Source organism: Nonomuraea fastidiosa (assembly GCF_042751225.1).
In the GTDB taxonomy this organism is placed as follows: Bacteria; Actinomycetota; Actinomycetes; order Streptosporangiales; family Streptosporangiaceae; genus Nonomuraea; species Nonomuraea fastidiosa.
This window is the reverse complement of the sequence record NZ_CP170570.1, coordinates 4,410,722-4,430,682: the sequence shown is the minus strand read 5'-3', so window position 1 is coordinate 4,430,682 and position 19,961 is coordinate 4,410,722. Positions and strand designations below refer to the sequence as shown.

General features: G+C 68.9%; 23 protein-coding genes and 1 pseudogene. 2 read left to right on the top strand and 22 right to left on the bottom strand.

The genetic code is table 11. From position 1 onward, the window contains the following. Window positions 1-16: 16 nt before the first annotated feature. Both ACFMQL_RS20625 and ACFMQL_RS20620 read left to right on the top strand, forming a co-directional pair. Window positions 17-694 (top strand): annotated as a pseudogene (locus ACFMQL_RS20625) (serine hydrolase domain-containing protein); the annotation flags it as partial. Between the two features lie 218 nt (window positions 695-912). Continuing rightward, the gene (locus ACFMQL_RS20620; protein WP_378790283.1) at window positions 913-1,035 is read left to right on the top strand and encodes a hypothetical protein; all 123 of its coding nucleotides are present in this window, start codon (window positions 913-915) and stop codon (window positions 1,033-1,035) included. A gap of 77 nt (window positions 1,036-1,112) precedes the next feature. Here the strand turns inward: ACFMQL_RS20620 and ACFMQL_RS20615 are convergent, their stop codons facing one another. The 22 genes from ACFMQL_RS20615 to ACFMQL_RS20510 form a co-directional block, all read right to left on the bottom strand. Next, complete coding sequence (locus ACFMQL_RS20615) at window positions 1,113-1,742, bottom strand: hypothetical protein (protein ID WP_378786623.1); 630 nt, start codon at window positions 1,740-1,742, stop codon at window positions 1,113-1,115. A 37-nt stretch (window positions 1,743-1,779) separates the two neighbouring features. Then, window positions 1,780-2,040: a hypothetical protein gene (locus tag ACFMQL_RS20610; protein WP_378786622.1), complete on the bottom strand. Its 261-nt coding sequence runs from the start codon at window positions 2,038-2,040 to the stop codon at window positions 1,780-1,782. A 68-nt stretch (window positions 2,041-2,108) separates the two neighbouring features. After that, window positions 2,109-2,846, bottom strand: a complete 738-nt coding sequence (locus ACFMQL_RS20605) for a CHAP domain-containing protein (RefSeq protein ID WP_378786620.1) — start codon at window positions 2,844-2,846, stop codon at window positions 2,109-2,111. Further along, window positions 2,827-3,111, bottom strand: coding sequence for a hypothetical protein (locus ACFMQL_RS20600; RefSeq protein WP_378786619.1), 285 nt, complete (start codon window positions 3,109-3,111; stop codon window positions 2,827-2,829). Before ACFMQL_RS20600 ends, ACFMQL_RS20605 begins: the two co-directional genes overlap by 20 nt. Window positions 3,112-3,115: 4 nt before the next feature. Beyond that, on the bottom strand, window positions 3,116-3,454 hold the full coding sequence (locus ACFMQL_RS20595; RefSeq protein WP_378786617.1) for a hypothetical protein: 339 nt from the start codon (window positions 3,452-3,454) through the stop codon (window positions 3,116-3,118). Next, window positions 3,451-4,131, bottom strand: coding sequence for a hypothetical protein (locus tag ACFMQL_RS20590; RefSeq protein WP_378786615.1), 681 nt, complete (start codon window positions 4,129-4,131; stop codon window positions 3,451-3,453). Before ACFMQL_RS20590 ends, ACFMQL_RS20595 begins: the two co-directional genes overlap by 4 nt. Window positions 4,132-4,145: 14 nt before the next feature. Further along, window positions 4,146-6,893 (bottom strand): hypothetical protein, encoded by a 2,748-nt coding sequence (locus ACFMQL_RS20585; protein WP_378786613.1) that lies wholly within the window; start codon window positions 6,891-6,893, stop codon window positions 4,146-4,148. Window positions 6,894-6,912: 19 nt separating this feature from the next. Then, window positions 6,913-8,058 (bottom strand): hypothetical protein, encoded by a 1,146-nt coding sequence (locus ACFMQL_RS20580; RefSeq protein ID WP_378786611.1) that lies wholly within the window; start codon window positions 8,056-8,058, stop codon window positions 6,913-6,915. Between the two features lie 1,113 nt (window positions 8,059-9,171). Continuing rightward, on the bottom strand, window positions 9,172-9,951 hold the full coding sequence (locus tag ACFMQL_RS20575; protein ID WP_378786609.1) for a hypothetical protein: 780 nt from the start codon (window positions 9,949-9,951) through the stop codon (window positions 9,172-9,174). Between the two features lie 103 nt (window positions 9,952-10,054). Beyond that, the gene (locus ACFMQL_RS20570; protein ID WP_378786607.1) at window positions 10,055-12,421 is read right to left on the bottom strand and encodes a hypothetical protein; all 2,367 of its coding nucleotides are present in this window, start codon (window positions 12,419-12,421) and stop codon (window positions 10,055-10,057) included. Window positions 12,422-12,688: 267 nt separating this feature from the next. Then, window positions 12,689-13,189, bottom strand: a complete 501-nt coding sequence (locus ACFMQL_RS20565) for a hypothetical protein (protein ID WP_378786605.1) — start codon at window positions 13,187-13,189, stop codon at window positions 12,689-12,691. Continuing rightward, window positions 13,189-13,662 (bottom strand): phage tail tube protein, encoded by a 474-nt coding sequence (locus ACFMQL_RS20560; protein ID WP_378786604.1) that lies wholly within the window; start codon window positions 13,660-13,662, stop codon window positions 13,189-13,191. Before ACFMQL_RS20560 ends, ACFMQL_RS20565 begins: the two co-directional genes overlap by 1 nt. Before the next feature lie 77 nt (window positions 13,663-13,739). Continuing rightward, a complete protein-coding gene (locus tag ACFMQL_RS20555; RefSeq protein WP_378786602.1) occupies window positions 13,740-14,189 on the bottom strand; it encodes a minor capsid protein in 450 nt (149 codons plus the stop codon). Then, on the bottom strand, window positions 14,186-14,587 hold the full coding sequence (locus ACFMQL_RS20550; protein WP_378786601.1) for a hypothetical protein: 402 nt from the start codon (window positions 14,585-14,587) through the stop codon (window positions 14,186-14,188). Before ACFMQL_RS20550 ends, ACFMQL_RS20555 begins: the two co-directional genes overlap by 4 nt. Continuing rightward, a complete protein-coding gene (locus ACFMQL_RS20545; protein WP_378786600.1) occupies window positions 14,587-14,895 on the bottom strand; it encodes a hypothetical protein in 309 nt (102 codons plus the stop codon). The genes ACFMQL_RS20550 and ACFMQL_RS20545 overlap by 1 nt, the downstream gene beginning before the upstream one ends. 4 nt (window positions 14,896-14,899) lie before the next feature. Next, window positions 14,900-15,292: a hypothetical protein gene (locus ACFMQL_RS20540; RefSeq protein ID WP_378786598.1), complete on the bottom strand. Its 393-nt coding sequence runs from the start codon at window positions 15,290-15,292 to the stop codon at window positions 14,900-14,902. 19 nt (window positions 15,293-15,311) lie between these two features. After that, window positions 15,312-15,623 carry a hypothetical protein gene (locus tag ACFMQL_RS20535; RefSeq protein ID WP_378786596.1) on the bottom strand — a complete coding sequence of 104 codons (312 nt, stop codon included), beginning with the start codon at window positions 15,621-15,623 and terminating at the stop codon, window positions 15,312-15,314. A 22-nt stretch (window positions 15,624-15,645) separates the two neighbouring features. Beyond that, window positions 15,646-15,984 (bottom strand): hypothetical protein, encoded by a 339-nt coding sequence (locus ACFMQL_RS20530; protein ID WP_378786594.1) that lies wholly within the window; start codon window positions 15,982-15,984, stop codon window positions 15,646-15,648. Window positions 15,985-15,994: 10 nt separating this feature from the next. Further along, complete coding sequence (locus ACFMQL_RS20525; RefSeq protein ID WP_378786592.1) at window positions 15,995-16,939, bottom strand: P22 phage major capsid protein family protein; 945 nt, start codon at window positions 16,937-16,939, stop codon at window positions 15,995-15,997. Further along, window positions 16,921-17,847 carry a hypothetical protein gene (locus ACFMQL_RS20520; RefSeq protein ID WP_378786591.1) on the bottom strand — a complete coding sequence of 309 codons (927 nt, stop codon included), beginning with the start codon at window positions 17,845-17,847 and terminating at the stop codon, window positions 16,921-16,923. The genes ACFMQL_RS20525 and ACFMQL_RS20520 overlap by 19 nt, the downstream gene beginning before the upstream one ends. A 68-nt stretch (window positions 17,848-17,915) precedes the next feature. Beyond that, window positions 17,916-18,089 carry a hypothetical protein gene (locus tag ACFMQL_RS20515; protein WP_378786589.1) on the bottom strand — a complete coding sequence of 58 codons (174 nt, stop codon included), beginning with the start codon at window positions 18,087-18,089 and terminating at the stop codon, window positions 17,916-17,918. Beyond that, the gene (locus ACFMQL_RS20510; RefSeq protein ID WP_378786588.1) at window positions 18,086-19,960 is read right to left on the bottom strand and encodes a phage minor capsid protein; all 1,875 of its coding nucleotides are present in this window, start codon (window positions 19,958-19,960) and stop codon (window positions 18,086-18,088) included. The genes ACFMQL_RS20515 and ACFMQL_RS20510 overlap by 4 nt, the downstream gene beginning before the upstream one ends. Between the last annotated feature and the right edge of the window lies 1 nt (window position 19,961).

The following is a 19,961-nucleotide window of genomic DNA, read 5'->3' as shown; positions in this document are numbered from 1 at the left end:
CGCACAAGGACCCATCATGGACGACACCTACGCGTCAATCACCCAGTTGCTTGAGCAGGGAGTGCGCAAGCAGGTGTTCCCAGGCGCGGTCTGGGCGATCGGCAACGCCGCAGGCATACTGGACTGCGGAGCGTACGGGCTGGCCGACCCTCGCGACCCCGGCTCAGCGATGCAACCCGACACGATCTTCGACCTCGCCAGCCTGACGAAGATCGTCGCTGTGTGGTCCGTCATCGGCAGCCTGTGGGAGGACCAGCGGCTGCCGCTGGATGAGCCGCTGGCCACATTCTGGCCCGAGGTATCGGGCCGTCCGCTCGGCCTCGTCACCGCGCGCCACCTGCTCACCCACACCGCGGGCGTGCCACTGCGGGCCAGGCTCAAGGCGTCGTACGGCACCGACCCCCGCGCCGTCAGGGAGGGAGTGCTCCGTGAAGCACTCCACCGGCCGCCCGGCGAGGCCGTCGAGTACACCGACCGCGCCGCCCTCATCCTCGGCTACCTCGCCGAATACCTCGCCGGCGCCCCGCTCGACCGGCTCGCCGCGAGCCTGATCTGGCGGCCGCTGGGCATGACCGGCACGAGGTTCGGGCCGCTGCCGGAGACCGAGCGGGCGCGGTGCGCTCCGACTGAGCTCGACCCCGATACCGACACCCACCTGCGGGGTGTGGCGCACGATTTCTCGGCCCGCCTGCTCGGCGGCGTCTGCGGTATCGCCGGTGTCTTCTCCACCCTGAACGACCTGGCGCGATTCCAGCAGCATCTCCTGCATCCCGTCCCTGGGCCGGCTTCGGGGACGCCTGGGTCACGGAGTCGCTGCAGATCCAGACCGGTGACCTCGCGCCCAGGCGCGGCCTGTTCTGGCACCCCGCCAGCGACGACGTCTACGTCCACTACGGCTTCACCGGCACCGCGTTGTGGATCTCCCCCAAGCAGGCCCGGTGGGCCGTCCTGCTCACGAACAAGCTCTTCTTCAGCCGCGCCCGCGAGCCCATCGCGACCGTCCGCAACGCCTTCTGCACGCTCGCCTTCACCTGAACACGGCGAGAGCCCCCGCCCGCCTCAGAAGAGGCGGGCGGGGCTCTCTCTTATATCCAGCGGCAGGCCCGCTCGGATCAAGTGCCGTCTTCCGACCGATCGACACCAACGATGGGCACCAGCACGGTCATGTTCAGCTGCTCACCAGCGATGCTGGCGGGCAGCTGCAGAGCGTCGGGCTGGGTGATAGCGCGAGCGCCGTTCGGGTTGTAGATGTCCGGTTCGTCATAGATGGGGTTCTCCACCATGATGAAGCCGGGCTGCGAGGTGGCGAACGACGGCACGAGAACGGCCAGCCAGATCATCCGGTCCTCCGCCGCAGCCGCCACCGGAGAATCCAGAGGCGCGTACACCCACCCTTCCGCCGTAGTGAACAGGGTGGGGTCGTTGGCCGTCGCGGCGACGAGGTCACCCGCGTCGCTGTAGACCGCCAGCCGCGACTCACCACCCTCCCGGTTGCCTCGCGCCGGGCTGGACAGCAGCACCCCCAGGTGGGTGATCGCCCTGCCCGCAGGCAGAACAGCCTTCGCGCACGCCAGCTGCCGATACAGCGGATCCGCACCGTTGCCGTGCTCCGGCAGCACGGTCGCGCACGACAGCCCGTACATGTCCTCCGGCCGCAGCACGGCAGCGGCCGGAGGCGGCGGACTGGAACAACAGCAGTTCACGGTCGCGTCGTCGCTCGTGATGGTGATTGTCGTCGTCATTGCCCCTCCAGGCAGGTCGAAGCGAGTCCGGGCGGGGCTACCGCTGATCCATCGGCAGGTCCGGCCGCGCAGTGTGCTTCGCCTTGTAGCCGGACACCCACGTGATCAAGCCCGGCAGCAGCGGCACCGCCAGCGACTCCAGCCAGTCCGGCAAGAAGCTGATCAGGTCGAGGTCGGCGTTGACCGCCTGAAGGACGGCCAGCACCGCGACCAGGCCCAGGTACGAGCCGGCCGTCGCGGCCTTCACCTTCGCCTCCACGGGCGCTCTGCCGTAGGTCACGGGCTCGGCGTGCATCATGATCCTCCTCAGGGCATGAAAAAGGGCCGACCCGGACGGGCCAGCCTTCACGATCCGGTCGGGGGCGGTCAGCCCACGCGCAGCAGCTTCGGCCAGGTCTTCGGGCCGCACTGGCCATCCGCCGTCAGCCCGGCCGCCTTTTGGAACGCCTTCAGCGCGTCCTCCAGGGGCGCGTCGAACACCGTGTCGTCGATGATCGCGCTGTTGACGCCGTAGCCCCTCGCGTGGAGCAGGTAGAACAGCGTCTTGACGTCATAGCCCTTGCTGCCGCGCTTGAGCAGCGGGAGCGTCTTCACCATCTCCTCCGTCCAGGACGTCGCCGCGGTGGGTGTTGTGCTCTTGCCTCCGTAGGCGGGGTAGCCGAAGCCGGCGATCACGTTCATCGACCGGACACGGCGCTTGACCTGGTTGCCGGTGTTGCCCTCGATCGTCACCACCGTGCCGTCCTTGCGGACGGACTCCACCACGCCGACGTGGTCGATCGCGGGGATGTCCCGCGAGCCCGCCCAGTCGAAGAAGACCACGGCCCCCTTGCGGGGCTTGTGCCCCCACTGGCCTCGGTCCTTGAACCACTGCGCGTGCCCCGGCGTCCACGCCGAGTCCCCCACCACCGCCAGCAGGCCCGCCTTATTCGCCGCCCACGACACGAACATGTCGCACCACGGCTCGCTCGCCCACCAGTCCGGCTTCTTGTGGCGCTTCGCCCACCACGACCCGAACACCGTCCACCCAGACGGGCCCTCCGTGTAGCCGAGCTGGCTCCGCATCACGTCCAGCAGACGATCCTCAGGCGACTTCGCCACCATCCACCTCCGGATCTTCGTCCTCGACGACCGACCCCGGCGTCTGCGGCAGCCACGACTGATCCGGGTCGTCCTCGGTCACATCCGCGTCCATCCACGGCGCCACCGGCCGCGGCTCGTCGTCCTCAGGCACGGTCACGATCTCCTCCTTGCGGTTGAGTGCCAGCCAGTCGGCCACGGTCAACTTCAGGTCCGCCTCGGTCAGGCGGAAAGGCAGGACAGCGGGCACGACGAGCGCCCCGCCATCTGCGACGGGGAACACGTTCACGCGATCAGCCGTCGTTCCGCCGCTGGTCGGCGCGGTGCTGCTCCAGGTGCGCGGCCAGGCCGTCCTCCACGCGCATCAGGCCGCGCTCCAGTCGGTCGGCCACATCCCGAAGGCTGCTGCCGTGGTTGGGCCTGAGCTCGGCCTCGATCAGGGCGATCCGCTCGAAGATCCCCGGCCGCGCAGGCACGCCCGGCCGGGCAGGCTCACCCAGGCAGTCATCCACCAGATGCGTCAGGCGGCGCAGCTTGCGCAGCAGCAGCGAGATCCCCTTCCAGATCAGCGCGACACCGCCGCCGACGATCGTCACGATCGCGAACACATCCACCCAGACGATCCCGGTCACGCGACAGCCCCCTCCTCGTGCTGGGCGGCGGACAGGAAGGTGGACGGCGGCTTACGCGCGAAGGTCGGCATCACCGACCGGTGGGAGGTCTCGCGCCCCCAGTCCAGAGCCATCCGCTTGGCCTCCACCCGCACCGGATCGAGCCGCATGGTCGATCGGATCGGCTCCAACGGATCGGGCGGAGCCACACGCGAAGACCCCACGAACTCGAGGGCGCCCTGCCGGTCGGCCCTGGGCGCAGGCCCCATGCGGAACAGGTGCTCCTTGACCAGCCGAATACGCTCCAGGTGCGCGGCCAGCCGATCACGATCCGGCACACCGGGCGTCCAGCAAGTCGGTAGGTCCCGAGTCGCCTCCATGATCGCCGTGTGGGCCGGGTCGGGTTCCAGCGGCGGGTTGGCCGGATCGGGGATGCCGATTTCGTGCAGCACCACGTCGAGCAGGGTTTCGTGGTCCTCGGGGTCGATACCGTACGCGGCGCTGCGCCACTCGAAGATCGAGTGCGGCATGATCATCACGCCGGTGCCGCCAGCCGGGTTGGTCATCCAGACGCCCCACATCGGCTCCCCGCCCGGCGTGGCCGGATCGATCGTGATCGGGCCGCCGTCCGGTCGGCGCTCGATCGCGGCGCGGGAGTAGCCGAGCTCGGCGTCCCACACCTGCATCACGGACGACATGCACGTCCTCCTCGTTAGTGACGGTGAGCCCAGAAGTAGACGGCGAAGCTGGTGCCGTTGGCCAAGTTGACCTGGAAGCCCTCAGTACTGGAGGCGGTGATGGCCCACGCCTTCGGCACGTAGTTGTTGTTCCAGGCGGTGGGGCCACCGGAGCCGCCGTCCCGCAACGTGACGACCGGCCCCATGTTGGTGGCCATCGGGGTGGTCGAGCCCGGCGGCCCGTACCGGTAGATCACCCAGTTCGGCGACGACGCACCCCCGATGCTGAACGAGCCCGCCGCGAACGCGTCGTACGGGCTGACCTCTCCGCTGTCCCACACCCGGCCTCGGATGTAGAAGCGGCCGGTGGCGTTGAGATAGATGTACGACTGGAAGTTGACCGAGCCGTCGTCATACCCGAACAGGGCGTAGTCCTCGGCCACGTCCAGGCCGCCGCCGATCCGCGTATGGTTGTTCGGGTTACGGATACCGAGCCGGATCAGCCCGGCCGCGACCTGAAGCTCAGCGCGGGCCGAGCCGAACTGGTTCTGTCCCGACGTGATGAAAGTCGTCGTCTCGCCCGGATACCAGCCGTCCTCGGCGTAGAGCCTGGTGTAGTTGCTGTTGTTGGCCGGGTAAAACCGCAGGTCAAGGGTGGAGCTGTCGAGGACGAACCTGCGGCCGGTCGCCGAGCTTCGCACGACGGAACCGGTGATCGTCTTACCGTTGACCGCATCGGCGGTGAGCGCCGCGGCGGTCACCGATCCGGCCGCGATCTGGTCCGCTGTCACGCTGTTGGCGCGCAGGTGCCCCGTGTCGATCGCGCCTGCCTGGATCAGGGCACCGGTGATCGTGTTCGCGATCACCGCATCAGCGGCGTTCAGCGTGCCGGGCTGGATGTTGGCACCGGAGATCACCTGGCCGATGATGTCGGTGTCCACCAGCGGCACCGTGGAGATCGACGCGGACGCGGATGGCTCGGACTCGTTCCCGCGCCGGTCCACGGCGGTGAACCTGATCCAGCGCGGCGTGTTGTACGGCTGGCCCGTGATGAGCACGTGCCCGGCAGCTCTCAGGTGATCCACGACCTCGTACGGGCCGTCCTCGGCGGCCGCCATGTAGACGCGCAGCAGATCGAAGTCCGAAGGCATCTCGGCTCCGGTGTGCGCGAGCCCGTCCCAGGCCGCCTCGATCACGCCGAGCCGCGTGGACAGCGTCGGCGCGGACGGCGCCGGCGGCGGCGGCACGTCGTCGGGGATCAGCGCGACGACCGCGTCCGAGAACTCGCCGGGGGTGCCCTGGCAGATCGCGCGCACCTTGAACCCGTACGTCTGGTTGATCACGAGCGGGCTGTAGGTGGCAGTGGTGGTGTCGGAGGTGGCGATCAGCCGCCACTCCTCCTCGACCTCGTTGACGCGGGCGTGCAGCTCGTACCGGTCCGGCTCGATGGCCACACCGTTCACGTCGGCGGTGACCGGCGACCACGTCGCGGTGATCTGACCACGCGCCCACCCGTACTCGTCGACGTACGCGGCCGGCTCCACGATGAGTCCTTGCGGCGGCGCTGCGACCCGGCCGCCAGGCAGCTCCGGCGCGGGCTCACCACCGGTACCACCGGAAGAGACGCCGCCAGCGAGGATGCCCGCAGCCTGCCGGGCCAACCGGATCTCCCACTCCAGGAAACGATCATTCAACACCAAGTTGCCGGACAGCTCGCCCTCACCCGACACGGTGAGCGTGATCTGCCGCAACCGCAACGGCTCCATCTCGCCCTGGTCGCCCGGCGCGAGCACGACGTCGCCCGGCCGGTAGTGCTCGAACGGCAACCACCGCGCCGCCTCGAACCGGATACCGCGCGTCAGCTGCGCCCGCTCCCGGCCGGCCCGCTCCAGCGCGTTGGTCCCGAGCAGGATCGCCGTGCCCTCATCCGACACGCCTCCCTGAGACTGCGATGTCTCCCAGCGGCCCCACGGCGCGACCGCCGAAGGGTTGGTGACCACCACGCTCAGGCCCGCCTCGCCCCGGACCAGGATCGCGGTGGCCAAGTCCTCCAGCGTCGCAGAGTCCGGGGCCTCGTCGATGTCGCGCGTCAACCGCAGGTCCACCGGCGCTACACCACCGGCCAGATCCCGGCCCAGCTCGGTGCCCTCGTTGAACACGCGCAGCGTGCGGCCGCGCATCGTCCAGTCGAGCACGCCCTGCTCGGACAGGTTGATCAGCAGCGTCAGCAGATCAACGCCGGGCTCCAGCTCCAAGGTCAGTGTCTTGTCCCAGGGCTGGCCTGCGCTGTCGCGCGTCGTCGAGAAGTCGGTGTCCAGGCCGGGGCAGGTGCCACGCGCCTGCGCCTCATCAATGAGGGTCCGCAGGATCGCCCCCGCCGACACGGCCGAGAACGGGCGCTTGCCGTCGGCCATGACCGGCCCCGCGTACATGATCAGCTTGCGGAGCTGCCACGACCAGCCGGGGCACTCGAACGTCATCGTGCGCGACAGATCCATGTTGTCGCTGCCGCGCTTGATCCGTAGGAACCGCCCTCCATCCGGCTCCACCCACTGGCCGCCGTCCACCGCGTACTCGACCGCGATCTCGCACGGCTGCGCCAGCAGGCCGGCGCCGACGCCTGCGGCTGGGTAGGTGAGCTTCAGCGATGAGGTGTCGTTGAGCGGCATACCGACCTCGAACCCGAGGTGATGAGGCAGGGAGCCGAGGCGATCGCCGTTCGGCTCGTATACCGCCAGCCGCAGCGCGAACCGCTCCGCCCGGCCTGGCCGGATGACCTGCACGAGTCCTCCTCGATGTCCCCTAAGGGCGCGCGGCGAGCGCGGCGAGCTGCCGCGCTACCCGCACCTGGTAGTCCTCGCGCCGATCGGCCAGCACGAGGTTCCCGGCGACGACACCGCCCTGTGACCGGGTGAGCGTGATCTGCCGGACCCGCATCCGTTCCAGCGCCCCGCCAGCGCCCGGCGCGAGGATCACGTCACCGGGCACGTAGTCGCGCAGGGGCAGCCACCGCGCCTGGTACATGGTGATCTCGCGGGTCCGCTGCGTGCTCGGCTGAGCACCGCGCAGCACGAGGGCCGTGCCGATGGTGTTGGCCGACGCCGTGGCGGTGATTCCGACCTCCCGTGCGCTGGTTTCCCACCGCCCCCACGGCAGGCTGGCGTTGACGTTGACGACCTCCTGGCGGATGTTGTTGTCGCCGACGACGTACGCCGCGTTGGCGAGGTCTTCCAGGGTGGCCACGTCCGGAGCGGCGGTCACGTCGCGGCCGGCCCGCAGTTCGACCGGCGCTGTGCCCGACGCCAGGTCCCGCATCAGCGTCGTGTCGGGCACGTACGCCGACAGTTGTCTGGGCCCGGTCATGCGGAAGTCGCACATCCCGTACGAGACGAGCCGCAGCAGCACCGCGAGCAGGTCCGTGCCGAGCGGGATACCGAGCGCCATCGGGTTCTGCCACGCCGCCGCCGACGAGTCGGCCGAGGCGGTGAACGTCCACCCGAGCCCGGTCAGCGCTCCCCTCGCCTGAGCTTCGGTCAGGAGCGTGTGCAAGATCACGCCCGCCTGGCTGGTGAAGTTGAACATACGGTTGCCGTTGGTCGGCTCCACACCCGACGCCGCGTACGTGACCGCCTTCTGCAGCGTCCACAGGTAGGACGGGCAGTCGAACGTCCACACCTCCGACTGATCGAGCTGCTCTCCCTCGCGCCGGATGAGCAGGAACTGCCCCTCCGGGTAGTCCGTCCACACCTCGCAGTCCGCCGACCACTGCAGCCCGATCTCGCACGGAGTCGCGATCAGATCGGCGCCGGGCGCACGCATGCTGTACGAGAACCGCAGCGACGGCAGGTCGTTCAGCGGGAACGCGGCCTGGATCTGGAGCGGGTGGGCGAGCATGCCGCGCCGACCCCCATTGGGGTTGTAGACCATGAGCCGCAGGTCGAAAGGCATTGCGCCACCTCGACAAGTGAATAAGTCCACACGTCGCTGCGACGTAATTACGCAGTGATTACCGTGCGTGACGGTGATGTATTTCGCAATGAAAATTACGCATGCCGAGAATGGCTTGCGATCGCACAGGAAGCGCTAGACTGACTCACCGGAACTCGCGGCAACGCAAGCCCCTGCCGCACGACAGTTTCTTGCGAAGCGTCCAAATCGGGACAAAAAGTCCCATTTGGACGCTTTGACGAAACTATCTAGCGGATCTCCCAATGGGAACGATCCGGGGAAGGGGAACCATGCATGCCATGGGCTCCATGGGTCCGGACAACGAGCTGCTCTTGCAGCTCCTGCAGCTAGCGATCCTCTCGCTGGAGCTGGTCCTGACCCTGAGGGGGCTCAGCTAAGCGCCAGACGCCTAGCTGAGCCCGATCACGAGGACCCCGCTCACGGTTCGGAGCCAGCGGCGGGGTCTTTCGTTGCCCGCCGGAGTGTCCGATTAATACCGACATGTCCCGGCTGAGGCTTCGTCGAAGAGTCTAGCAAGTCTGCAAGTTCGTTGTAGCAATCATCGCGGAAACCCCGTCAATATTTACGACGACGTTTCTTGTGAACCGCACCACTAGGCTTCAGCCATATCTGGCAGGAGAAAATTGCGAGCTCCGTCCAGCACCCGTACTATGTGCACCCCGCTGCGACATCAAAAATCGTCGTGATCAGCTTCCCTCTAGACTAGTTAGCCGGAGCATCAGGGGATCGAAATCCCGGTCTAGCGGGGACACCAGAGTTCAGCGTAACCGCTGGTCAGAAAAAGGTAGCGGGCTTTCCTGGGCGACCTACGACGCCCCTGCACGACCGATGTTAGGCCGTAGCAACCTGCATCAGGCTCGCGAGTCGTTGGTCCCTCCTGAAGCCCTTGCCCCTGGGTTCATAGACCTCAACTAACCAACGTGTTCGACAGTCTGGATCGCCGTGCTGGAACGTCACAGCACGAGGATTGACGACGAGGCTAAACACGATCCAAATCCGTCAGAACCAGATCAGTAGTGAGATGCCGCGTGACCTGCAAGCTTTCAAGCTCAGCAGTAACGGCTGCTCCGTATCCCTACAGGTAGGCGATCCCTATAGGTAGGCACGGCGAGCCCGGATCTCCACGGCGGACTCCGAGGTTGTGGCGGTCGCCGAGCACGACACGATCACCGCCCGCGAGAAGGGGTCACCGAGCGCGATCGCGGGCGTTAGGTGGATCCACCGGGTGGCCGAACCCGGCCCGGACACCACCATCGCGCCCGTCCGGTCCGTGCCTCCGTCCAGATCCCACGTGTCGGTGCCAACGAGCGCGGCCCGCTGCGCTGCGGCGTCGATGAGAAGCCGCTGCCCCTCGGGGATGACGTTCGCCAAGAACACGGTCATCCCGATCGAGCCGCCGGAGGCCATGTCGGTCAGGGTGAAGTTGGTGGCCGGCCCGGTAACGCGGATCAGCGCGTCGGTGATAGGCGCGGTGCTTCCGGCGAGCGTGGTCACCACCTGGTCGGGGGCGGTCACCGACCCCTGCCAGGTGGCTTCCGCCTCGTCTCTCCAGTACACTCCGGGCACCTCGACGACAACGCTGAAGCGGGCGCGGGCCGCGCCGACCCAAATTTCCGGCTCCGACGCGGCTGTGATCGTCACGTCCGCGATCCGGACGATGCTCCCGGCCTGGTAGCGCAGGCTCATCAGTCGGTTGCGGGTGCCGAGCAGCGCCGACAGGGCCTCCAGGTTGGCCTCCATCTGCTGGAACCCGCCGTCCGTCCCTGCCGGGGTCGCGCCGGTCACCACGAACGTCAGCGAGAACGATGTCGCTTCGTGGTCGAGGCCGACGATCGGAAGCTCGCCTGGCCGGCCCGTGACCGACACGCGCACCGCGCGGGCTCCAGGAAGGGGCCTGCGCTGAGTGCCCTTCTTCAGCCGCCAGCAGCCCGCAGGATGATCCAGCGGAACACCGTCCAGCGTGTACGACGGCACGTCAGATCACCCCCAGGGCACCCGCCAGCTGCAACCCACGGTTGACGCTCACGCTCGTGGGTTCGGCCTGCGGGTAGTAGTTGGTCTGGTTGATCACCGTCCGCCCGACCGCGCCGCTTCCGACTCCGGACGGCACGTCGATCCCCGGCGACAGCGTCGGCATCGTCGTGGAGGCCGCCATCGCGGCGACCTTCCGCAGCGACGACACCACCATGCCCGAGCCCGCCATGATGCCCTTGGCCATGCCTGCGGGCACCATGCGGCCGATCCACGCGAAGACCTTGGACGGCGAGTGGATGCCGAGGGCGCTCTTGGCCGAGTTGACGATGTTGGCGAAGAAGTTCCGGATGTTGTTGTAGAGGTAGTTCCTCAGCGACTGGATCTTGTTCCAGAACGAGTTGATCAGGTTCGCCCCGATGCTCTCCATGACCGGGCCAAGGTTCGCCACGGCCCGCTGGATGTTGCTCGGCATCTCGCGGAAGAAGCCGATCAGCTTGGTGCCGATCCACGTGCCGATTCCCTGCACCAGGTCAGGGATGATGCTGTGGCCGATCAGCACGTTGTAGAGCCACTGGAAGACCGCGACACCCTTCTCGATCGCGGGACGCAGCTGGGCGACGATCTCCGCCACCTTGGCTCCGAACTGCGCGAACCCGACACCCAGCTTCGTCAGCATGGGCAGCAGGGGCAGCAGGGCAGGCAGCACCTGCTGAACGGTCATCACCGCCAAATCGGTCATGATCGGAATGACCGGCTGAGTGGCCCGGAGCAGCTCGGCGAAGGCAGGCACCAGCCCGTTGAGCAGGGACGGGATGAGCTGAAGCACCGGCGGAAGCAGCTGCTGCACGATCGCGCCCAAGATCTGCCCGAACGCGGCGTAGACGGGCTGCATGGCCGGTCCTAGCTGGGCGAACGCGGCCGAGATGGACTGAAGGGCGGGGTCCAGGGCGCTGGCCAGGGTGCTGATCAGCGGCCCTAGGGCGGCTGAGAGGTTCGTCAGCGCGACGCCGAGGACCTGACCCAAGATCCCCGCCAGCTGCGCCACAACCGGCAGCAGAGGCGCCACAGCCGCGAGCGCCGCCGACAGCCCCTGACCGAGCGCGAGCAGCCCGGCCTGCAGCTCGGGGTTGGAGAAGGCCCGCGTCAGCATCTGCGCGACCGTGGTCAGCCCAGGCCCGAGCGCCGCCAGAGCCGGGCCGAGCGCCGAGACCGCAGCGGCGAGCCCCGGCCCCAAGGCGGTCGCGATGTTGGCGATATGCGGCGCGACCTGCGCCAACGCGCCACCCAACGCCTGGAAAATCGGCTGGAGCGCCGAGCCGACCTGCGACAGACTCTGGAAGATCGTGACCAAGATCCGCTGGCCCTCGGCCGACGCGAGGAACGCGTTCAGCTGGGCGGCAAGCTGCCCGATCACGCCGAGCGCGGACGACCCGCCGGTCTTCATCGCCTGGAAGACCGACCGGAAGATCCCGACCACGCTCCCGGCGATCGTGCCGAGCTGCCGGAAGACCTCCAGCGCGCCCTCCATCCAGCTGAGCGCCCGGCCGCTGGAGGCCGCCTGCGACAGGAACTCGCCGAAGCGGGCGGCCGCGGCCGCGATCCCCGGCGCCAACCCAGACGCGAACCGGGCGCCCACGGCCGACAGGTCACGGAACCCGGCCAGCAGCGGCTCAACGGCCGGCCGCAGCGCTGCGATCGTCTGCCGCAACGACCCGAAGATCGACGAGACGGCCGACGCGGTGGCCGACGACGCCGCGAACCGCGCCACGGCCGCACCGGCCAGACCGAACTCGCGCGCGACGCCGGACATACCAGCCGTCAGCGGCCCGGACAGCGCCGACGCCGCGGCGGTGATGTGGCCGGCGAGCGGCTGGAAGAAGGCGTCCTGAACCGACGACTTCAGCGAGTCGATGGCGGGCTTGGCCGCCCGGAGTTCCATCGCGGCCGACCGCGCCGCAGGCGACAGCTCTGCGATCGCCTCAGCGAACTTCTTCGGGTCGTCATCCAGCGCGGCCGAGAACGCCTCGGACACCCCGAGCAGCGCGACTCGGAGCGTGGCCGTGGCCGTCCTGGCCATCACCATCGCGCCCGGCAGCGCTGCGAGGATGCCCGCCGCGGGCGCGAGCGCGGCCACCAGCGCGACACCGCCCTGTGCGGCGGTCGCGAGCCCGCCGGCGGCGATCGACCCGGCCGCCGCCATGGTGGTCAGGCGCGTGGCCATCGACGCCGCGTTCGAGGCGATCGATCCCAGGCTGATCCGGGACTGCTTGGACGCCTCTTCGAGGTCGTTGTTGAACTGCCGGATCGGTCCCCGCGACTGGTTGCGCACGCGGATGGTGGCGAACAGATCACCGACATTGAGCGCCATGGGGTCGCCACCTCTCGAAAATCAACAAGGGGGGCGAGGGGAGGAGTGGCTAAAAAAGACAGCGGTAGCGCTGTCGCTAGTGCCGCTTGCGGCGGCTCACGGTATCGTCGCCCGGGTCGAGCGCCCGCGCGATCCTGGTGTCAGCGGTCAGCAGGCCCACGACGCGGGCCTGCAACCACCGCCACGACCTGGCGCGCAGCAGGCCGGGCTCGTCCAGGTCGATCCCGTACTCGCTGTGCAGATCAGCCTCGACGAGCCCCCACCTGGTCAGGAGGTCTTGCCAGGTGACGCGGCGGCCTGTCGTCGAGAGGCCGTCGTCCGGGTCGTACCACTCGCGGAGCCCCGTGCTCGGGTCGATTTCGCCGCCGCGGCTGCCGTCCGAGTCGGGGCCGCCGCTTCCCCCACCGGGCCGGCCTCCCAGTGCTGAGCTGCGGCCTCCATACCTGCCGCGACCCAGACCAGCGCGGTCTGCCCGATGTGCTGGATCTTCGGCCACACCACACCATCGGCGAGCAGCTCGTCCCAGACCGGGCCGAGGATCGTGCGGTACAGGTCCTTCTCCTGCTCGTCGTCGAACACGAGCTCGGCGAGCTGGTTCAGGCCCTCCTCGTCTACCTGCTGCCCGGACTGGGCGGTCAGGCTGGCGTGCATGAGCCGCTGGCACAGCAGACCCACCTCGGCCGAGGGCGGCGGAATGACATACGTCTTTCCGCCGACCGGCAGCTTCAGGGTGGGGTCGAAGAACTCGTCGAGATCCTTGAACGGCATCAGGGACCCGCCACCGGGTTAGTGATCGCAGTCGGGGCGCCCTGGCCGATCAGCGTGAACGAGAACGGCTCCAGGTCCGTGGTCTCGCCACCCTCGGTGTAGTCGATCACGTTGCAGACGCCCTCGTAGGCGTCGGGCGCGCCGTCACGCCGGTACCAGCGCACCCTGATGGTGGCGGCGAACCCGACGATCTGCGCGGCCCGCCGGATCGCCTCCTGGCCAGGGTCCGGCGTGAACACCGGGTCGTCGGTCCGCTTGCGGCGGCCCTCCACCTCGATCTGCCAGGTCCGGCCGGTGACGACCGAGGAGCCGTAGCCCACCTCGTCGTCGAAGTCGCCGTCCTCTTCCGTGTTGTCGTCCGAGCTGCGCTCGAACTTCGTCAGTCCCTTGACAGGGGTCCAGATCGGCTCGGTGGCCCCCGGCGTGGACGTGTCCACGTCCAGCTTCCAGTCACGCGCCAGCAGGCTTCGCATGATCGTTACTCCTTCAGTGCATGCGAAAGCGCCGCCCCGCTGCTGCGGGACGGCGCGAAGGAAACCAGGTGTGGGAGCTAGTCGCGGTACGGCGTCGGCCAGACCACCATCAGCTCATAGCTGTCCGGCCGCTCCCATCGGCCGGATGAGTCACGCGACAGCGCGGCCACGATGGTCCGCTGGATTAGCAGCACCACCACGCCCGTGGACAAGGTGAGGTTCGACCGGCCGTGCAAGGCCGCGAATACCTGATCGGCGTAGTCGCCGACGACTCGGGGGTCTGATGCAGTGCGCATCCGGGCCTGCACCAGCACCGTCGAGTCCGACTGCTCCGGGTCGTCGCCGCCGGCACCGGTGCCGTAGATCGACAACGAGATCGCTTCATCGGGTTTGGTGGGCAGGCCTCCGAGCGTGATGGCCCGCTGGGTAGGCCCGTACGCTCCGACAGGGTCCCAATCGCCGACGCCGGCGTCGGCGAGCAGCACCGCCAGGCCGGTGAGCAGGTCACGGGAGAACGTGTCGCTCATCCGCGTAGCGCCCTTTCGATCTGCGTGCCGATGATCTTGTGGATCGTGTCGGCCTCGGCGTGCAGCGTCTTCTCCAGCCACTTGGGCTCGCCTCGGATGCGGTGCTGCCACTCCAGCTCTTCGTGCTGCCTCGCGGCGTACACGATGTCGTAGCCGAGAGCGGCGCGGAGCTTCCCGCTGTCCACGGCAACCGCGCCCGGCCGCTCAGCCGGGTCGCCCGACCGTTCCAGGTCGCCCGTACGCCACGGCGTACGCGGCCCCGCCTCGGTCAGGACATGCTCGGCGGCCAGGTACAGGCCGCGCGAGGCGGCCTCGTTCAGCTCGGTCTCGATGATGTCCGGCCCGAGCTTCAGGTCGAGCCGCACGTCCACGTCGAACGTCACGCTGGCCTTAGCCATCAGCGGCACACCACCTCTACATGGTCGGGCGTCGGCAGTCCGCCGCCGTTGCGCGAGAACGACGCGATCACCGTGGTGACGCGGCCGTTGACCGTGACGCGGCTGCCCTCCGGGCAGTGCACGCCAGGCCGGAAGAAGATCGTCGTATCGGACACTGTTTCGGCGCCCTGAGCGTCGCGGACGAGTCGCCGCTCATCATCGACGAGACACCGCTCCGTCACGGGAGGACCGTAGATGACGCCGTAGGCGCCCTCACCCTGGAACGGCTCGATCACCGCGACATGCCTGAGCAGCCAGTCAGGAAGCATGCGATCACCACGCCGCCGTGTCGAACGCGTACCCTGGCAGCAGACCGGCGACGTGCAGAATCCGGGCAGCGTCCGGCGCGTGCCTCGGCGACCCGCCCTCGGTGTTCCGTCCGCCCAGCCGCACCGACCCGATCGAGATGTCCTTGAACGCCGCGGCCACCCCGTACGGATCGCCCAGCGCCAGCGACCACGCGGCCTGAGCGCACGTCGCGCGCGTGATCGCCTCCCGCTTGACCGGGTCGGTCGGCATCTCCTGCTCATCGACGTCGTACACCGCGCCGATCAGCAGCTCGTCGATCCGCTCCGACGCACGAGCGAGCGCCGCGTCGATGCCCTCGGGGGCCGGTTGGCCCGTGAAGGCCGCGTAGTCGTCCGAGGTCGCGTACACCACAGCCATCGCGGGCCTCCTCTCCGCCCTAGGCGGGCAGTTCGTACACCGCCACCGACACACCGTCCGGGTTGTCGTAGTTGATCCACACCATGCCGTCGCTCTGCCGGTAGATCGGCGGGCACGGAGGGACCAGCAGATCAGCGCCAGGCGCCAGCACGTACGGTCGGTCGGGCAACTCCTGGTCGTCCACCCTGCCGGGCATGACCACCGTCACCGTCCGCGCCTCGGATGCGGCGTTGACCAGCCGTACCTGACGCCGCGACGAGTAGCCGTAGGCGTGCCCGTCCGCCACGGCGGCCGTGAGCGTGGCCGTCAGATCGACGCCGGCGCGGCTCATGTCGGTGACGGTAAGGTTCTCCCTAGCCATCGTCGTCGTCCTCTCGGCCGAACTCCTCGATCAAGGCCGCCTTGCGCAGGGCGTTGGCGTCCCTCTCCGCCATGCCGCGCGAGACCGCGTACGCGACCCACACCGCCTTGCTCGCGCTCTCGGGCGGAGGACCGGAAGGAACATCGGGCGTCGGGCCGACCGGAGCCTGCGCTGCGGCGGGCTCCGGCGCGGGTGTGGCCGCCGCAGCGTCCGGTTCATCGGGCCGCGAGACGATCGTCCACTGCGGCCAGCACTCGATGATTTGGTTACGCTTCGGCAGCTCCACCGTCTCCCCGGTGTTCCGGTTGTGATACACCCACATGCCGGGCATCCGGACCCCTTTACGCCTTGGTCTTGGTGTTGCCGGTCGTGATCAGCACGGCGCGCTGCGGGTCCAGCGTCTTGACGCCGTACAGGGTGTCGATGGAGACGATGTCCTGCTTGTGGGTGATGTCGTAGTCCATCACCACCCTGATCCCGAAGCCGCGGTAGCTCTCCACGTGCGCGTTGGCCGCGCCCTGCGGCAACACCAACGGGCGCGTGACCAGGGCAAACGCGGTCCGGTGGAACGCGACGCCGATCTCGTGGTCCGGCAGCTGCGTCCCGGCCGGGTCCGACGCCTGGAACTCCGGCTCCTTGATGTTCTGGGTCTGATAGCTATCGAACCCGAACACCCGCCTGCCCAGGTTCGCCTCACGCAGACCCTCAGTGTCGCCACGCGCATCGGCGCGGTTGAACAGGTCGTCCGACAGCCACAGCGCCTCCTGCTCGGGACCGACCACGATGTAGCGGTCCGTCGCGGGCACGTTGCGCTGGTTCAGGACCCTCCGCGCCGCGATCGCCACGCGCGGGTTGGCGTACCTGAACGCCTCGTTCGTCTCCTCGTCGAGGCCGACCTGCTGGGTGATGTCGGAACGCAGGCTCAGCAGGTCCCGGTCGATCTTCTGGGCGATCGCCTCGCACGCGGGCGCGAGAAGCTGCGCATTGAAGTCGACGATGTCCAGCGTGAGCTCTTCGGCGGTGACAGCGAAGCTCACGTCCGCAAACCGATCAAGGGTGATCGGGATGCTGCCCTCGACCGCGTTCTGGATCTCGATGCCCGCGCTCCTGTCGAAGTCCTTCGCGTCGAAGACGGCGGGCTTGCGGATGGTGATTGTGTCACCGATCCTGGACACGAATTCTTCCTCGTAGTCGCGGTAGACGAGCTGGGACATCACAGTCGTCTCGTACAGGTTCGCGAGCGCCTGCCGAGCGATCACGGACGGCGTCAGGAAGTTGTTAGCCATATCGGGCCTTCGCCTTTCTCACATCGCCAGCGGTACCGCTGGCGGTCACTGCGGCCTCCGTGCAGCACGCTGCTTGCGGAAGTCGTCGATGGACGGCTCGGACGAAGGGCTGCGCCCGCCAGGCCCGCCGGCGAACTCCCCTCCCGAGCGAGGCGGCGGCCCCGCCAGGAGCCGGCCTTGAACTTGGGGTTCTCGTTGACGGCGAGTTCGATGGCCTCGCGCAGCTGCTGCACGAAGTCGTCGGCGTCAACGTCCAGGTCCCGCACCTTCTTCAGGAAGCTGCGGCTGTCGAGCAGGGCGTCCGGGTCCGCGCCGAGCGCCAGGCCGGTGCGATGCACCACCAGCTCCAGCAGCGCACGGCGATGGCGCGCCCGCTCCTCGTCCCGCTCCTTGGCGGTCATGTCCCGCTCGGCGGTGAGCTGCTCGATGATCTGCTCCGGCGTCAGCTCGACCTGCTCCTCGCCGATCAGGCCGAGAGCCTTGCCGAGCCGCTGCGCGAAGTCAGCCTGCACCTGCTGAGTGATCTCCTCAGCGGACGGGCCCTTCGCCTGCTCGGCGGCCTTCTGTGCCTCCCGGAGTTGGGAGCGGAACTCCGCCGCTTCGGCGCGGGTTTCGCGGATCAGCTTCTGCGCCCACTGGGGGAGCTGGTCCACCCTGAGCGCATCCGGATTCACCTGCTCCTCCTGCTGACGCAGCGCGTGCAGCGGGTCAGGCATGGTCCCCGACTGCTGAGGCGGCGTGACCTCGGCCTCAGGAGCGTCGCCACCGCTCTGCGGCTCGCCCTGCGGCTGGCCTTCGCCTCCTCCCGCATCTCCCTCGGAGCCCCCGGCGATCAGCCTGATCGGGCGTCCGTCGCGGCGGTAGCCGATGATCGCGCCAGGCGTCGTCGGCAGCGAGTGATCGAACATTGGCCCTCCCGGAGCCGGACATGGAAACGGCCCGCGCCAGGCGGGCCTTCGGAACGATCAGGAACCGGTCAGCTCCCGGCTGGCCGGTTCCTGCGGTACACACGCACCCACAGCAGGGCCAGCGCGCGCTGGCGCGCGTCCCCCGCGGGGTCGTACGGGCAGTCCGTGATCGGGCGGCGGTTGGTCGCCGCCCACCGCGCCGTCGTCACGGCCGCCCGGCGGTCCAGTTGCGAGAGCGTCACCTGCGGTCCTCCCTGATCCGGCGCGCCGCCTTCTGGTCGGAGGCGCGGCCAAGCACCTGCGCCCGGAACTCCGTCAAGGTCATGCGCGGGTGCTGCTCCCACCAGGTCTTCAACTCGTCGCTGGCCCACTTCATCGCGCGCGCGGCCGGCCCGGACAGCAGCGACCGGCCGTCGATGCCCTGGCGGCGGCCCTCGGCGTTGACCATGACGCCGCGGGTGTACCGGTCGGCCGCCACGTACTGGGCCTCGATCCACTCGTCGTACAGGCGCCGCACCACCTGATCCAGCGTCTCGCCGGGCAGACGCTGCGCCTCGACCTGGGCGCGGGCGTCCTCGCGGCGCATCACGTCCGGGTCCAGCCCGTACACAGCGGCGTACGCCTGCAGCTCGTCCATGCCGGAGTCGATCAGCTCGGACAGCGCGCGGTCCTGGTCCGTCTCCTCCAGGTCCCAGCGCCAGTTCGGGTCCTGCTCGCGGCGGTCCAGCTCGGCCAGCAGCCGCTCCAGCGCCACGTCGTCCCCGGATGCCGAGAACCGCTGCACCAGGTCGAGCACCTGCTCGTCGCTGGCCTGCGTGATGTCCTCGGGAAGCTCCCGGATGGCGGCCGCCACCTGCTCGTCACGCTGCCGCTCCCGCTCATCGTCGCGTTCCTGCAACGCCTGCATGATCCGCTCGACGGCCCGCCCGTCGTCAGCGTGCTGCCCGAGCAGCCCGGCCAGCTCCTCGTCCGACAGCTTCTCCAGGTTGGGCGGCAGCGTCTTGGCGCGCTGCCGTTCGGTGCGGACCGGGAGGCGCTTCTCCTCCGCCAGATCGTGAATCTTGTTCTTCAGCGCCGCGGCGCGGTTCTCAGCCCGCTCTCGGTCCCTCTTGTCCAGCGCCACCGACGCCTCACGCCGCGCAGCCCGCAGGTCCCGCTCCAGGCGGCGCATCTGCTGGCTGTCGCGGTAGCTGGCCGGGTGACGCTGCACTCGAGGTCGTTTCGTCGCTCCGGGCAGGTAGGCCCGCAGGTTGTGGCCACACCCCGGATGAAGCAGTCCAGCGGTACGGGCCTGCTCAACAGTGCCCTCCACCAGCACATCCACCATCTCGTCGGAGACGACCGACTGCTCCTGCCGCCACCCGATCCGGCCCGACTGGGTGAGGATCTTCCCCTCCCAAAACGCGCACCGAGAGCAGGTGAACGGCAACCGGGACACGACGACCAGGTCCACGCCGTTCTCCCGCAGCGTGGACAGGTGCCCGTCCACGGCGGCGCGGGCCATCGCGGTACGCACCGCCATCTCCGCGTACGCGCTCATCGACCACGACCGGCCCTTGGAGTCAGTGAACCCCGTGATGCCCTTGCGGGCGAACATCTCCAGCGCTCGCTGCGTCGCCTGCTCACGCGTCTCCGCGCCCGTGAGCGCCCGTCCGGCCACCTGCGCCACGACCTGCGCGTACACGTCCTCCGTGGTGCGCAGCGCCCCGGTGTGGACGCTATGCACGCGCTGCACCGTCTGCCTGGCCAGCTCGATCACACCCTGGCCCTGGCCGATCCGCTTGGCGTTGCCCAGATGCGTCAGGTCGGCCATCGCCTTCCGCACCCCGCGCCGCCACGCCGCGTTCACGCCCGTAGTGACGAGCTTGTCCGACAGCCTCTCCAGGCGCCGCACCACCCGGTCGGCCTCGCGGCGCAACTCGCGCAGCTCCGCGAACCGAACCCCTTCCCATTCGGGCTCGCCGAGCCGCGCCGCCAGAGACTCCGACACCACCCGCAGCAGCTCCCGCTCGGCGTCGTAATAGATCGCCGCCACGGCACGGGCGAAGTCGAGGCTGGTCTCGAACTCCTGCAACTCCCGCTGAGCGGCGTCTTCGGCCGCCGCGATGCTCACG

What these genes read in the sequence shown, in the direction of transcription:
- ACFMQL_RS20535 (WP_378786596.1), bottom strand. Translation starts at nt 15,623, where the DNA reads ATGAGCCGCGCCGGCGTCGATCTGACGGCCACGCTCACGGCCGCCGTG.
- ACFMQL_RS20550 (WP_378786601.1), bottom strand. Translation starts at nt 14,587, where the DNA reads ATGGCTAAGGCCAGCGTGACGTTCGACGTGGACGTGCGGCTCGACCTG.
- ACFMQL_RS20610 (WP_378786622.1), bottom strand. Translation starts at nt 2,040, where the DNA reads ATGATGCACGCCGAGCCCGTGACCTACGGCAGAGCGCCCGTGGAGGCG.
- ACFMQL_RS20540 (WP_378786598.1), bottom strand. Translation starts at nt 15,292, where the DNA reads ATGGCTGTGGTGTACGCGACCTCGGACGACTACGCGGCCTTCACGGGC.
- ACFMQL_RS20615 (WP_378786623.1), bottom strand. Translation starts at nt 1,742, where the DNA reads ATGACGACGACAATCACCATCACGAGCGACGACGCGACCGTGAACTGC.
- ACFMQL_RS20545 (WP_378786600.1), bottom strand. Translation starts at nt 14,895, where the DNA reads ATGCTTCCTGACTGGCTGCTCAGGCATGTCGCGGTGATCGAGCCGTTC.
- ACFMQL_RS20560 (WP_378786604.1), bottom strand. Translation starts at nt 13,662, where the DNA reads ATGCGAAGCCTGCTGGCGCGTGACTGGAAGCTGGACGTGGACACGTCC.
- ACFMQL_RS20570 (WP_378786607.1), bottom strand. Translation starts at nt 12,421, where the DNA reads ATGGCGCTCAATGTCGGTGATCTGTTCGCCACCATCCGCGTGCGCAAC.
- ACFMQL_RS20520 (WP_378786591.1), bottom strand. Translation starts at nt 17,847, where the DNA reads ATGTTCGATCACTCGCTGCCGACGACGCCTGGCGCGATCATCGGCTAC.
- ACFMQL_RS20530 (WP_378786594.1), bottom strand. Translation starts at nt 15,984, where the DNA reads ATGCCCGGCATGTGGGTGTATCACAACCGGAACACCGGGGAGACGGTG.
- ACFMQL_RS20565 (WP_378786605.1), bottom strand. Translation starts at nt 13,189, where the DNA reads ATGCCGTTCAAGGATCTCGACGAGTTCTTCGACCCCACCCTGAAGCTG.
- ACFMQL_RS20525 (WP_378786592.1), bottom strand. Translation starts at nt 16,939, where the DNA reads ATGGCTAACAACTTCCTGACGCCGTCCGTGATCGCTCGGCAGGCGCTC.
- ACFMQL_RS20555 (WP_378786602.1), bottom strand. Translation starts at nt 14,189, where the DNA reads ATGAGCGACACGTTCTCCCGTGACCTGCTCACCGGCCTGGCGGTGCTG.
- ACFMQL_RS20580 (WP_378786611.1), bottom strand. Translation starts at nt 8,058, where the DNA reads ATGCCTTTCGACCTGCGGCTCATGGTCTACAACCCCAATGGGGGTCGG.
- ACFMQL_RS20605 (WP_378786620.1), bottom strand. Translation starts at nt 2,846, where the DNA reads ATGGTGGCGAAGTCGCCTGAGGATCGTCTGCTGGACGTGATGCGGAGC.
- ACFMQL_RS20590 (WP_378786615.1), bottom strand. Translation starts at nt 4,131, where the DNA reads ATGTCGTCCGTGATGCAGGTGTGGGACGCCGAGCTCGGCTACTCCCGC.